The sequence below is a fragment of the Undibacterium hunanense genome (genome assembly GCF_014284335.1).
Taxonomy (GTDB): domain Bacteria; phylum Pseudomonadota; class Gammaproteobacteria; order Burkholderiales; family Burkholderiaceae_D; genus Undibacterium; species Undibacterium hunanense.
In genome coordinates, this window is sequence record NZ_JACOGF010000010.1 from 69,037 (window position 1) to 80,769 (window position 11,733).

Here is an 11,733-nt window from a genome sequence, read left to right on the forward strand (position 1 = left end):
GCGAGGAAAATAGATGAGTCATACAACTATTACTCATTTGCTTGTACCTGATATTAATGAGCGAAACTTCCAATGCAAATCAACAGATCCGTTCCTAATAAACAAAAATGTATGGATACCTGTCCGGGATGTATCCCTTGGTGGTTTCTTTTATGACTATATTCGCAATTCAGCTAATGTTGTTTTAGGAGTTCGCTATTGGCTGATCAACGAAACGGTTTTTGATCGCCATCAAGTATTCAAATTTTTCCTAAACGACTCTCGCTTCCTTTTCAATCATAAAGATTCTTTTGTGGACATACTCTTTGACAAAGCAAGTGTTTTTGATTTTGAGAATAATTTATTATTTATAGATAACGCACAGGATTTTGGCGGTGAAATTGTAATAAAAAACGAACAAAAATATGGCATCGCATTTCAGAGAGTCAGTGTCGAATCTCAAGAGATTTAAACTCGCCATAGCGCCAGTAAAAATATAGGTGTAGATTTATATGATCCTTGATATTTTCAAGAAAGAATGGTTTGGTTTCATATTCACTCCATTTTTATCAGCTACGGCTGTCGCTTTTATTTATTCGAGTACAGTTCGCGGCGCTTCAAATTTTAAGAATTGGTGGATATTTTCTTTGGCAAGCGCTTATGCACTCACCTTCTTACTCGCGGTTCCGATTTATTTTCTGATTAAACGATTCTACGTATTAACTTTTTTCCGTGTTGTCTTACTTGGATATCTTGTTGTTCTTGTCCCCTCATGCATTCTCAATTTACCGATCTCAGGTAGTTTGACCTTGATAATCAATAATCATCAAATTATTTCCGAAGGACGCTACACTGAGTACGGCCTTCTGAGGATGGTTCTGTATCAAATGGAAATTGCCTTGGCAGGAGGATTTACAGGGGCCATATTTTGGTTTTTTGTGAAACCAAGTAATGATCTGAGTAAGTAACATGCGGCATCTACAATTGTAGATGACATGGTGATGTATGTATCGTGTTGAAGCAGTAAGTGCACGATCGCCAAAGTAGAATTCTTCGACGGTACCAGTCTTATCGCCACCGCCACGACTGCTCCCTATCGTTTTAACTGGAGTGACGTTCCGTTCGGGAATTGCAGATGATAAAAAAATTTAATGAACTATTTGACGAGATTATTTCGCTATGGCCAGAAACTCTAGACACGTCTGAGAAAAAGCACCACAAAAGTGGTGGGGCGAATATCCCTATTTTGACATTAACTCATGAAGAAATAGAACTCAAGATATTTGCCCTTGATCAAAATGATTTGCTCATTCAAGTTGACTGGGCAATTTATACTGTCTTGCATCAATTAGCGAGAAGCCAGGATAGCATCGTACCAAAAGATGTTGATCGCGAAGCCGTGCGTGCTATTTTTGAGAGAAATGTAAACTTAGAATAAATTTACATGCAATAAAAAATAGAAAACCTTGTGCCTACCGCACAAAGCCTTGAAGTATTCAAGCATGTTTGGATATGGAGATTGCAAACAATCACTTGCTTTGAAAAAGAATACAAATTACATCAAAGAAAGATTCGATATTGTTTACCAGAGACTTGAATATTTCTTAAAGGAGAAAAACATGGATAAGCGCATTGAATACAGCTTATGAACTGGCATCCGATGCTCACAAAGGTCATGTTGCTATGCAAATTGCAGTGTTAGTCAAAGACTTTCAATCTTCTCTGGAAGCTAAAAAATGGTTTGAAATTGGCACTACACATTTAGGAAATGATTTTGGGTGGCCTTGGATAATCAGCGGTTCAAATTTAGTTTCATTAGGAGAATTCGAGGCTGCAATTACATGTTTTGAAACGGCGCTCAACGGCAACCATGAAGAAAAGGATGAGGCTTACTTTAACTTAGGCTTAGTTTACCGAGCATTGGAACGCTATGAGCTAGCAAGCATCTGCTTTGAAAAAGCAATACAAATTACACCCAATTATGATGATGCGATCAATGCATTAGATGGCATGAGACATATCGGTGAAACGTTAAAATCGACATTAAAACTGAAAAGTATTGCTGGTCAAGTACATTGAATTTGATGAGTGTGCCGCAGCTTAAGATAAGGTTTGCCAATGAAGACTTCACCAAGAAAAAATTTCTTTTATGCACTATTTCTTATTTATTGTAATTTGTAATTGCACTAATTATTGGTGTTTTTATGTTTGATAATAAGTCAGATTTTTTGTTTTATGCTTTTTTCGGATGGATTCTGATCGGGAATTTTTTACTTTTGAAAATCCGATGTCCGAACTGCGATACGCCGTTGGTATATCAGGGGAAATTCGGTGGTATTTCTATCTACAGTGCGTTCGCAAATAAGCAGTGTAAGAATTGTGGTTGTGACTTAAGCCAAGTAAGTGATTAGTTAGTTGATCTAATGGCTCTTGTTGTTATCTTATGAGCCTGTAAAAACGTATTTTTATGAGGCGTCATATCATGCCCCTATATTTTTTTGTTGCCGGGACTTGTATATTGCCCTTGATACTTTGGTTTCCTGACGCTACGAAATATGTGCTTTTTCTGGTGGAAATTTTATGGGGTATTTCTTATTTTCTTGTAGTTCATCAAAACTATAGAAAAAAACTTCCTGTACCTACACGTGGTGGAATGATAGTTATACGGATAGTCCCCGGCAATATACAATTTCATACGCAGCAATGTATTTTATTGGATTAGGATTTCTGTTCACAAGTTTGGTCGTTACGCTATTTTCTTAATGAACAAGCACTCTACATTTTCCAGCTAAACTGATGCGCTCTTGCACCCTTCCGGGCCCGAGCTCAATCAGCTCAAGACTCAGAAAATTATTGATCAATGCAGGGGGAGGCGTAGGTCAAACGCACCATTTTGTGAATTATGAAGCTCAAAACTAATTTTCTGAAGACAAAGTATATGTGTCAAACCTTATTGAAACTGAAAAATACTGTATTAGTCTTCAGCTTGCCATTGATATTTCTGGGTTCATGTGCCGTCCAAACTCGCAATCCAGAAATTGAAATTAATTGGATTGATTTTAATCTGGATAAAAATTATCCGATGCATATACACAATGAATCCATCGACGTAGTGGTTAAAAATCCGATGCTTGCTGTGTCTGCGCCTGCGAAGAATGAAATTTTATTTACTGCCGATTTGGAAATTGCGTCTAAACCAAAAACCAAGTTGTGGACTAGCGGGATTAAAATGTCAGGTGAGTTCAAAATTCTTGAACAACATGATGATCAAAAATCGATTGATAAGCAAATAGAAGGAAAACCTCATCGCTTTATTTCCTTCGCTCAAAGTGATATTCGTTTTGTCGCACAAAAAATTGAGATTTTTCCTGCATGTGACTTAAACAATATTTGTACGGATGATTTTAAACATCAATTAGAAGATATTGGAAGTGAGCGATTAAAGATTATGATCGTTTATCTTTTTAATGAACATGATCTATGTCATTCAGGAAGAGTGTATTCACCTGCGACTGTCATAGAAAAAGAAGGTAAGCTCGTGATACAACTTGGCCTCAATCCACGTTTTACAAACGTTAAGTGTTAGTCTCTTACATGCATATTTTAATGAAGTAAAATCAAACCATGCTTGATTAAATTCAGAACAGAAATCAGCCCGCGCAACCTGATTTCTGTTTAATCTCATTCAATCCCAATCACTCAAGTTTTTCTATTCCCGGTTCTTTATGAATATTCTTGAAGCAGCGGGTATTTCTTTGACGGCATAGCCTTCAAGAAAACAGAACATTCATCCAACGTTCTAGAGCCAATCCAGGTTATGAGGCAAGCGCGTCTCACCGCTATTAATGAAATGACTTCTGACTACTTTAATTTCAAAGTTAACAGCATTTTTTCAGTTGCTTTAATTTCGCAGCAGCCTTTAAATTGAAACCCAGACTTTAGCCAGGCTGCCCGTTTTTGGCAGCCTGCTCACGCAGCTTGTCTTTCTTGCTTTTACGCTTGCCCTTGATGCCGCCCGTTGGTGCGTCAAGAGTAGCTTCAGGCTCTGCCTTGTCTGTTGTAATTGCCGCAGGTTCAAAACCGGCGATGGTCTCGCGGGGCACGCGTTTGTCCTGGCGTTTTTCTATCAGACGGAAATGCATTTCATGCTCGGCCACGATAAAACTGATCGCCGTGCCACTCGCGCCAGCGCGACCCGTGCGGCCTATGCGGTGGAGGTAATCATCCGCCGAGCGTGGCAAATCATAATTAATAACCGCAGGCAAACCGGCAATATCGATACCACGGGCTGCCAAATCAGTGGCGACCAGTACCTGTATGCGGTTTGCCTTGAAGTCGGTCAGCATGTGTTGGCGCGCGCCCTGACTGGCATCGCCGTTAAATGCCTCGGCCTTGATACCTGCTTTTTTCAATTTATTGCTGACTGTGTCACTCGCATATTTGGTGGCGACAAAGACCAGCACGCGTTCCCATTGCTGATCTTTGATCAGATGAACCAGCAGGCGGGTGCGTTTGTCACCATCAACTGCTATCGTCCTTTGTGCGATATCAGGCAGGTTTTCAGCCAGGTCGGCAATCGCAATGCGCCTGGGTTCATGCAGCAATGCCAGTGCCAGTTTTTTGACTGCGGGTGAGAACGTGGCAGAGAAAAACAGGTTCTGCCGTTTAGCAGGCAACTGCTCAAGGATACGTTTGATTTCATCGGCAAAGCCCAGGTCCAACAGGCGGTCTGCCTCGTCCAGTACCAGTGTGGCCACGTCTTTTAAAGACAGGGCATTGTTATCCAGCAAATCCAGTAAACGCCCCGGCGTGCTGATGACGATATCAGCCCCACCACGTAAATGCATCATCTGCGGGTTGATAGCTGCACCACCATGTATCACGGCCACCTTCAACTTCGTTGGCAAGTGTGCTGCCAAAGCCTCGATTGTTTGGCCTACCTGCCCGGATAATTCACGGGTAGGTACCAGCACCAGGACACTGACTTTACGTGCCTTATTACCCTCTTCCACCGCTTGTTGCATGCGTTGTTGCATACGCTGTAATAACGGCAGAGCAAAGGCAGCCGTCTTGCCAGAGCCAGTCTGTGCCAGTGCCATGACATCCTCACCAGTCAATACTGCCGGAATAGCCGCAGCCTGCACCGCAGTCGGTGTCTGATACTGACGTGCGGCAACAGCTTGCAAAAGTTCCGGGATCAGGCCTAAGGATTCAAAAGTCATGGGTACATTGGAGAAGGGAAAAAAAGAAATGCTGTATAGCGCGTTACACTCGAACTCATTTCATAAAAAGAATGAGTTCTATAAGTATCATCATGCGGGGATGTCACCCCGTCAATGCGCATTGTAGTGCAAAACTGTCCTGTATCTGTAGAACCTGCCTTTACAATAGATGTGCTTACCCAATATGGAGTCAGTGTTTTGACAACAATTACTTTCATCCGGGCAGATATTGTCCAGCACAAAGATGTGTTACTCGCCATGAATCTTGAATACATGAGCTGGGTAGCGGCACACATCCAGCAGGATTTTGGTATTGCCACTGAAGATTTACTTGGCATGCCGCTGGCAGATTATGTCGCTGGTGCGCTGGACAAAATCTGTGGTGCAGATACACTGAATGGCATGTTTTATCTGGTGGAGGCAGACGGCCAGATTGCTGCCATGGGCGGCATGCGTGAGATACAGGCAGGCGTGGCCGAGATCAAGCGCCTGTTTGTGCTGCCAGCTTTTCGTGGACTGCATCTGGGCGATGCTCTTTTACAACGCCTGCTCAGCGATGTAGACAACCAGGGCTATGAATGCGTCCGTCTGGACAGCGCACCCTTCATGCATGCAGCCCACAGGCTTTATGAAGCTGCTGGCTTTAAGAATTGCCAGCCCTACGAGGGTGCGGAGGTGCCAGCAGTACTGCACCCACGCTGGCGTTTTATGGAATTGATACTGTAAGCAGAACTCACCTTGAGGAAACCCCATGCAAATCCAGACCATTCTGGCCTTTGGCGGCCATAGCGAAGCAGCGATACAGTTTTATCAGGCAGCCATTGGCGCAGAGGTACAAGTCATGCTGCGCTGGAAAGACAGCCCCGACCCGGCCATGCGCACCGTCTCATCCGATCCAGAAAAAATCATGCATGCCTCGTTCCGCATAGGTGACACCATACTGATGGCAACGGACGGCATTGAAACCCTGGCCCAGCCTGACATTAAAGGTATCACGCTGAACCTGGAAGCCAGAGATGACAGCGAAGCCCGGCAATTATTCGCTGCACTCAGCAATGGCGGCAACGTGCAGATGCCCTTGACCAAAACCTTCTGGACCTCGCTGTCCGGCATGCTTACAGACCGCTTTGGTGTGTCGTGGATGGTGAATGTGGCGCAGCCGGCATCGTAGTTGGTTTGACATACCAGGAAATAGCAGGCAATACCAGGCAATACCAAGGAACACCATAGCGCCTTTGCAACGCATATCTAATCGATAAGCAAAAATATCTGGCAAGCGCACAGCACTCACCAGATATTTGCAAAAGAACGCGCAGAATTACAGGTTCGATTTACAGGCTCAATTAAAACTCTTCCCAATCATCCTGTGTTGCCGTCGGGGCTTTCCTGACGGTTTTCTCTGGCGCACTTGCAGGCAGTGATTTGACTGCCGGGCGCTTGGCCAGTGGATTTTCTTTTACAACTGCCCGAGCTGGGGCGATCGCTGCTGGTTTGGCAGCGGCGGCATTGTCATTGGCATCCAGTTTGAAAATACTGACGGCATGATTGAGGTTGCTGGCCTGGTCGCGCATGCTGCTGGCGGCGGCGGCGGCCTGTTCCACCAGGGCGGCATTTTGCTGCGTGGCTTCATCCATCTTGGTGATGGCCTGGCTAACCTGGTTGATACCGTCTCTTTGTTCGGCACTGGCAGAGGTAATTTCAGCCATGATGTCGGCCACGTTTTTAATGGACACGACAATCTCGTCCATGGTCTTGCCCGCATCATCTACCAGGCGGGAACCGATTTCCACCTTGTCAACAGAATTACTGATCAGTTCCTTGATTTCCTTCGCAGCATTGGCAGAGCGTTGCGCCAGGTTACGCACCTCGGTCGCCACTACGGCAAAGCCACGGCCCTGTTCACCTGCACGGGCAGCTTCGACAGCGGCATTCAGGGCCAGGATATTGGTCTGGAAAGCGATGCCATCGATAACGCCGATGATGTCGACGATTTTCTTCGAGCTTTCCTTGATCGACGACATGGTGTGGACCACATCTCCCACTACCTGCCCGCCCTTGCTGGCGACTTCTGATGCGTTTGATGCCAGGGTATTGGCCTGACGTGCATTGTCGGCATTTTGCTGGACGGTAGAAGTCAGCTCTTCCATAGAAGAAGCGGTTTCTTCAAGGCTGGCCGCCTGTTGCTCAGTACGGCTGGACAAATCCATATTGCCGGTCGCGATTTCTTCCGAGGACACGGCGATGGAACCACTCGATTGACGCACCATCATCACCGTCTGCATCAGGCTTTGGCGCATATTTTCCAGTGCAGATACAAGCTGCCCCATCTCATCACGAGAAGAAGGCTTCAATTGCTGTGTCAGGTCACCATTACCGATGGCTTCAAACTGGGTAATCGCCAGCTTCAGCGGGCGGGAAATAGCCGCCAGCAAGAAATAAGCCGACACAAATACAGCAACCAGGCCACCAATCACACCAATCGCATCGACCCAGACAAAAGTATTGAATGCCTGTTCGCTTTCCTTCAGTGATTCGGCGGCACCGGTAAACTGGTAGTCACTCAATTTCTCTATCTTGTCGGAATAGGCACTATAGGCAGGTGGCACCACTTTCATGTTCAGGCTGTCTGCCTCATCCTTGTTGCCCGCCTTGATGGCATTGAGCATGGGCATGTGCGCATCTTTGATGTATTTATCTCTTAAGGCAGCGACTTCGTCGGAAATTTTCTTTTCTTCGGCGTCTTGCGGCAAGGCCAGATATTTTTTCCAGTAGACATCTGACTGGTTCAGAAAGTCTTCAGATTTTTTGATGGTTTCAGCGTTATCAGGAGCTTCAGGGTGAGCGATGGCGCGGTCAAGAGAAGTGCGGGCACGCAGGATAAGAACCCGGGACTGACCTAACACTTCAACGGACGGCAATTGATTGGTGAATATTTCCTTGATGACAGCATTGCTGCTGCGGACACCATAAACCCCCATCAAACCGCCAATGGCCAGCATGACTGCCATGAAAGACATGGCACCGATCAGTCTTAATCTGATTGTCAGATTGAACATTGTGACTTCCCCTTTTATTTTCCGATTCAGTTTGGCACAAGAATACAAAGATTCCTGCTTCGAATATTGATAAGGGACAACTTTAATGCATGATTACCGTTCGAGTATAAATAACTTTATAAGTTGCGCACAAAATTTTTGTTCATGGATACAAGTTCATACAAAAATTGGCGAAAAAAAATCCCCGACGAATCGGGGATTTTTATCGCAAAACTAGACTAACATCTCAGCAATTAGATTGCCTGGATGTTGGAAGCTTGCTTGCCTTTAGGGCCTGTCGTTACTTCGAAAGAAACGCGTTGGTTTTCTTTCAAAGATTTGAAGCCGTTAGATTGGATAGCGGAGAAATGAGCAAACAGATCTTCACCGCCTTCATCTGGAGTGATGAAGCCGAAACCTTTTGAATCATTGAACCATTTAACAATACCTGTTGCCATTACAATTTCCTATTTCAGTTAATGTGGGCATATGCCCGATAGATCGTTTCAACCAAGTAAGAAATGACAGACTGATACTGCACTACCACTTTGAATCTCAACGACCGAATGATTATACGCAGAATTTCATGAAAAAGTAAAATAAAACACGTAGTCATGACGGAAACTTCAACTTTCTATGCTGCGCCACAGAAAATCAGTGGTTTTAAGCGCAGTTTGCTGCTTTGACCTTGGCTTTCACGGCCTGCACTTCCAAAACCGCCTCAAATTGTTGTTCAATTTAGCTTGCTGCCAAAATGTGCCGCGCGTTTCCCTAAAAATGCAGAAACGCCTTCGGCAAAGTCTGGCGTCATGGTCACCGAGGCAAATGCTTCAATTTCATCCGTGACCTGCTGTTCCAGAGAGGTTGATTCTGACTGGTAAATCAGGCGCTTCATACGGGCATAGGTTTCATGTGGGCCACGCAACAGGCGCAAGGCCAGTTTTTCTGTCACGTCTTTCAACTGTTCAGGCGGCACCACCAGATTGATGAGGCCAAATGCCAGCGCTTCATCGGCATCAAAATTTTCTGAAAACAAGAGCCATTCAAGCGCTTTACGGTTGCCCACCAGCCGCGGCAAAAACCAGGTATTACCTACATCGGGGCTGGCACCGATTTTTGCATATGCCATATTGAAACGCGTACCCTTGGCCGCCACCACCAGGTCAGCCGCGTTCATGGTGCCCATGCTGCCACCAGCAATGGCACCATGGACGGAAGCAATCACGATGGCTGGTAAATTGTGCAGTCGCAAAATGGCCTGATTCAATTCAGCACCAATTTCGCGTATGGTTTCTGGCGAGGCCGGATCGCCGGGGCGAAAACTGGAAATATCGCCCCCTGCCCCAAACACCTTGCCTTCAGCACGTATGATGACGACGCGCAGACTGCGGTCATCAGCCAGTTCTTCCGTCAGTCTGTTCAAACTGCGTATCTCGCTGATGCCCATCACATTCATGCTATCGGGATTGTCAAATATCACGGTTGCCAATCCATTGGCTTTTTCCAGACGTATGCTCATGTCAACCTCCACTGGTGTTTTATATTCTGGCTGCTCCTTTCATCGTAGTAAGAATGTCGCAGAAAGGCAATCAGGCGCGACCATGTAGCATGAAGGCGGCGGCACCAGTAGCGATGCGCTCGCCTTTTTCGTTGCGTAAATCCATCAATACATTGGCGACGCGCTTGCCCAGACGGGTGACTTCTGCCGTAGCAACAAAGCGTTTGCCGCGCCCCGGTTGGAGATAATCGATGCGCAGGTCTATGGTACTCATCTTGCCAAATTCCCTGATTTGCGCGGGCACATCATCCTGCGGGCTTAATTGCGCCATTTTCAGCAGGATGGCAAAGCCTGCCACGCTGTCCAGCACAGAGGCAATCACACCGCCATGCAACATGCCCTGGGCAAAGTTGCCCAGCAATTGCTCGCGCATGTCTATGCCCAGTTGCGGCGCATCGGGATCGAAACTGTCAAGCTTCATGCCCAGCAAATGACAAAATGGGATTTTTTCTTCAATGACAATTTTCAGCATGTCTTGAAATTCAGGGTTAGTCAGAATGTTTTGCGTCATGATTATCCAGTCCTGTGAGATTTCCTTGAGCGGCGCGCAACGAATCCATGCGTCGCCCGGCCTTGCTACCTGATCGAAATTGCCATATTGCAATACATGATCATTTGCATAGTCTTGAAATTAATTTAATCAAGCATTTGATTTAATAATTGTATCATCCTACACTTCATGTCAAGAAAAGCCGGATACGCCCCCCCTCTACAACGGAGAATGAAATGACAGAAGCCTATCTTTTTGATGCCCCGCGCACCCCACGCGGCAAAGGAAAAAAGGATGGTTCACTGCACAGCGTCAAACCCGTATCCCTGTTATCCGGGCTGATGCAGGATATGCAGCAGCGCCTGGCGCTGGACACGGCATTGATCGATGATGTGGTGCTGGGTTGTGTGACGCCCATCGGCGACCAGGGCGCCGATATTGCCAAAACTGCCGCCCTGGCTGCGGGCTGGGATTGGCAGGTGGCTGGCGTGCAGTTAAACCGTTTTTGCGCGTCTGGCCTGGAAGCAGTTAACCTGGCGGCACAAAAAGTACGCTCGGGTTGGGAAGACCTGGTGGTCGCAGGTGGTGTCGAATCAATGTCGCGCGTCCCCATGGGCTCAGACGGCGGTGCCTGGGCAGCAGACCCGCAGACCAGCCTGCAGACCGACTTTTTGCCGCAAAGCATAGGCGCCGACCTGATCGCCACGCTGGAGGGCTTCAGCCGCGACGACGTAGATGCCTTTGCCATGCGCTCACAACAAAAAGCCGCAGCCGCCAGAACAGCAGGACGCTTCACATCGCTGCGGCCGGTGCATGACCTGAATGGCCTGATGATCCTGGCGGAAGATGAATTCATCAAGCCGCAATCCAGCATGGCCGCACTGGCAGCGCTGAAACCTTCTTTCGAGATACCGGGCAAGATGGGATTTGACAGCGTGGCCATACGCAAATATCCACAAGTTGAACGCATACAGCATGTACATACGGCGGGCAATTCATCCGGCATCGTTGATGGTGCGGCACTGGCACTGATAGGCAGTGAAGCCATGGGCAAGCGCCTGGGCTTGCAGCCACGTGCACGCATAGTCGCCACAGCTGTCACAGGTACTGACCCGACCATCATGCTAACCGGCCCTGGCCCCGCCACCTTAAAAGCACTGGGCAAAGCTGGCCTGCGCATCGAAGACATCGATTTATTTGAAGTCAATGAAGCCTTTGCCGCCGTCGTCATGAAGTTCATGAAAGACCTGCATGTGCCCGAAGAAAAAGTCAATGTGAATGGAGGTTCGATCGCTCTGGGGCATCCTCTGGGGGCGACCGGCTGCATGTTGCTGGGCAATCTGATCGATGAACTGGAGGCACGCCGCCTGAAGCGCGGGCTCATCACGCTGTGTGTGGGTGGCGGCATGGGTATTGCCACCATCATAGAACGTAGCTGAACTATCCTGA

The 11,733-nt window shown here is 46.8% G+C and carries 14 protein-coding genes; 9 read left to right on the forward strand and 5 right to left on the reverse strand.

From position 1 onward, the window contains the following. Nucleotides 1-13 precede the first annotated feature (13 nt). The 6 genes from H8L32_RS18645 (at nucleotide 14) to H8L32_RS18670 (ending at nucleotide 3,565) form a co-directional block, all read left to right on the forward strand. The gene (locus tag H8L32_RS18645) at nucleotides 14-451 is read left to right on the forward strand and encodes a hypothetical protein (protein ID WP_186948778.1); all 438 of its coding nucleotides are present in this window, start codon (nucleotides 14-16) and stop codon (nucleotides 449-451) included. A 40-nt stretch (nucleotides 452-491) separates the two neighbouring features. Continuing rightward, nucleotides 492-947 (forward strand): hypothetical protein, encoded by a 456-nt coding sequence (locus H8L32_RS18650; RefSeq protein WP_186948779.1) that lies wholly within the window; start codon nucleotides 492-494, stop codon nucleotides 945-947. Nucleotides 948-1,013: 66 nt separating this feature from the next. Next, entirely contained in the window at nucleotides 1,014-1,118 is a 105-nt protein-coding gene (locus H8L32_RS28370; RefSeq protein WP_186948913.1) for an Ig-like domain-containing protein, read from the forward strand. Then, entirely contained in the window at nucleotides 1,115-1,417 is a 303-nt protein-coding gene (locus H8L32_RS18660; protein WP_186948780.1) for a hypothetical protein, read from the forward strand. Before H8L32_RS28370 ends, H8L32_RS18660 begins: the two co-directional genes overlap by 4 nt. Before the next feature lie 194 nt (nucleotides 1,418-1,611). Then, nucleotides 1,612-2,058, forward strand: coding sequence for a tetratricopeptide repeat protein (locus H8L32_RS18665; protein ID WP_186948781.1), 447 nt, complete (start codon nucleotides 1,612-1,614; stop codon nucleotides 2,056-2,058). Between the two features lie 823 nt (nucleotides 2,059-2,881). Continuing rightward, complete coding sequence (locus H8L32_RS18670) at nucleotides 2,882-3,565, forward strand: hypothetical protein (protein ID WP_186948782.1); 684 nt, start codon at nucleotides 2,882-2,884, stop codon at nucleotides 3,563-3,565. Nucleotides 3,566-3,917: 352 nt separating this feature from the next. Here H8L32_RS18670 and H8L32_RS18675 read toward each other — a convergent pair whose 3' ends face one another. Beyond that, nucleotides 3,918-5,201 (reverse strand): DEAD/DEAH box helicase, encoded by a 1,284-nt coding sequence (locus H8L32_RS18675; RefSeq protein WP_186948783.1) that lies wholly within the window; start codon nucleotides 5,199-5,201, stop codon nucleotides 3,918-3,920. Between the two features lie 198 nt (nucleotides 5,202-5,399). On the opposite strand from H8L32_RS18675, the gene H8L32_RS18680 reads away from it, so the two are divergent. Together H8L32_RS18680 and H8L32_RS18685 are read left to right on the forward strand one after the other, a co-directional pair. Then, nucleotides 5,400-5,927, forward strand: coding sequence for a GNAT family N-acetyltransferase (locus H8L32_RS18680; RefSeq protein ID WP_186948784.1), 528 nt, complete (start codon nucleotides 5,400-5,402; stop codon nucleotides 5,925-5,927). Nucleotides 5,928-5,952: 25 nt separating this feature from the next. Further along, nucleotides 5,953-6,372, forward strand: a complete 420-nt coding sequence (locus H8L32_RS18685) for a VOC family protein (protein WP_186948785.1) — start codon at nucleotides 5,953-5,955, stop codon at nucleotides 6,370-6,372. Nucleotides 6,373-6,544: 172 nt separating this feature from the next. Here H8L32_RS18685 and H8L32_RS28015 read toward each other — a convergent pair whose 3' ends face one another. The 4 genes from H8L32_RS28015 to H8L32_RS18705 all read right to left on the reverse strand — a co-directional run bounded on the left by H8L32_RS28015 (nucleotide 6,545) and on the right by H8L32_RS18705 (nucleotide 10,305). After that, nucleotides 6,545-8,257: a methyl-accepting chemotaxis protein gene (locus tag H8L32_RS28015; RefSeq protein WP_186948786.1), complete on the reverse strand. Its 1,713-nt coding sequence runs from the start codon at nucleotides 8,255-8,257 to the stop codon at nucleotides 6,545-6,547. Between the two features lie 233 nt (nucleotides 8,258-8,490). After that, nucleotides 8,491-8,694 carry a cold-shock protein gene (locus tag H8L32_RS18695; protein ID WP_007878889.1) on the reverse strand — a complete coding sequence of 68 codons (204 nt, stop codon included), beginning with the start codon at nucleotides 8,692-8,694 and terminating at the stop codon, nucleotides 8,491-8,493. 275 nt (nucleotides 8,695-8,969) lie between these two features. After that, a complete protein-coding gene (locus tag H8L32_RS18700) occupies nucleotides 8,970-9,755 on the reverse strand; it encodes an enoyl-CoA hydratase/isomerase family protein (RefSeq protein ID WP_186948787.1) in 786 nt (261 codons plus the stop codon). A 70-nt stretch (nucleotides 9,756-9,825) separates the two neighbouring features. Next, nucleotides 9,826-10,305, reverse strand: a complete 480-nt coding sequence (locus H8L32_RS18705; RefSeq protein WP_186948788.1) for a thioesterase family protein — start codon at nucleotides 10,303-10,305, stop codon at nucleotides 9,826-9,828. 215 nt (nucleotides 10,306-10,520) lie between these two features. Between H8L32_RS18705 and H8L32_RS18710 the strand changes: the two genes are divergently transcribed. Continuing rightward, on the forward strand, nucleotides 10,521-11,723 hold the full coding sequence (locus H8L32_RS18710; protein WP_186948789.1) for an acetyl-CoA C-acetyltransferase: 1,203 nt from the start codon (nucleotides 10,521-10,523) through the stop codon (nucleotides 11,721-11,723). The last annotated feature ends 10 nt before the right edge of the window (nucleotides 11,724-11,733 follow it).

Coding starts and splice junctions, on each gene's coding strand:
- H8L32_RS18645 (WP_186948778.1), top strand. CDS start 14: ATGAGTCATACAACTATTACTCATTTGCTTGTACCTGATATTAATGAG.
- H8L32_RS18650 (WP_186948779.1), top strand. CDS start 492: ATGATCCTTGATATTTTCAAGAAAGAATGGTTTGGTTTCATATTCACT.
- H8L32_RS18660 (WP_186948780.1), top strand. CDS start 1,115: ATGATAAAAAAATTTAATGAACTATTTGACGAGATTATTTCGCTATGG.
- H8L32_RS18670 (WP_186948782.1), top strand. CDS start 2,882: ATGAAGCTCAAAACTAATTTTCTGAAGACAAAGTATATGTGTCAAACC.
- H8L32_RS18675 (WP_186948783.1), bottom strand. CDS start 5,201: ATGACTTTTGAATCCTTAGGCCTGATCCCGGAACTTTTGCAAGCTGTT.
- H8L32_RS18685 (WP_186948785.1), top strand. CDS start 5,953: ATGCAAATCCAGACCATTCTGGCCTTTGGCGGCCATAGCGAAGCAGCG.
- H8L32_RS28015 (WP_186948786.1), bottom strand. CDS start 8,257: ATGTTCAATCTGACAATCAGATTAAGACTGATCGGTGCCATGTCTTTC.
- H8L32_RS18695 (WP_007878889.1), bottom strand. CDS start 8,694: ATGGCAACAGGTATTGTTAAATGGTTCAATGATTCAAAAGGTTTCGGC.
- H8L32_RS18700 (WP_186948787.1), bottom strand. CDS start 9,755: ATGAGCATACGTCTGGAAAAAGCCAATGGATTGGCAACCGTGATATTT.
- H8L32_RS18705 (WP_186948788.1), bottom strand. CDS start 10,305: ATGACGCAAAACATTCTGACTAACCCTGAATTTCAAGACATGCTGAAA.
- H8L32_RS18710 (WP_186948789.1), top strand. CDS start 10,521: ATGACAGAAGCCTATCTTTTTGATGCCCCGCGCACCCCACGCGGCAAA.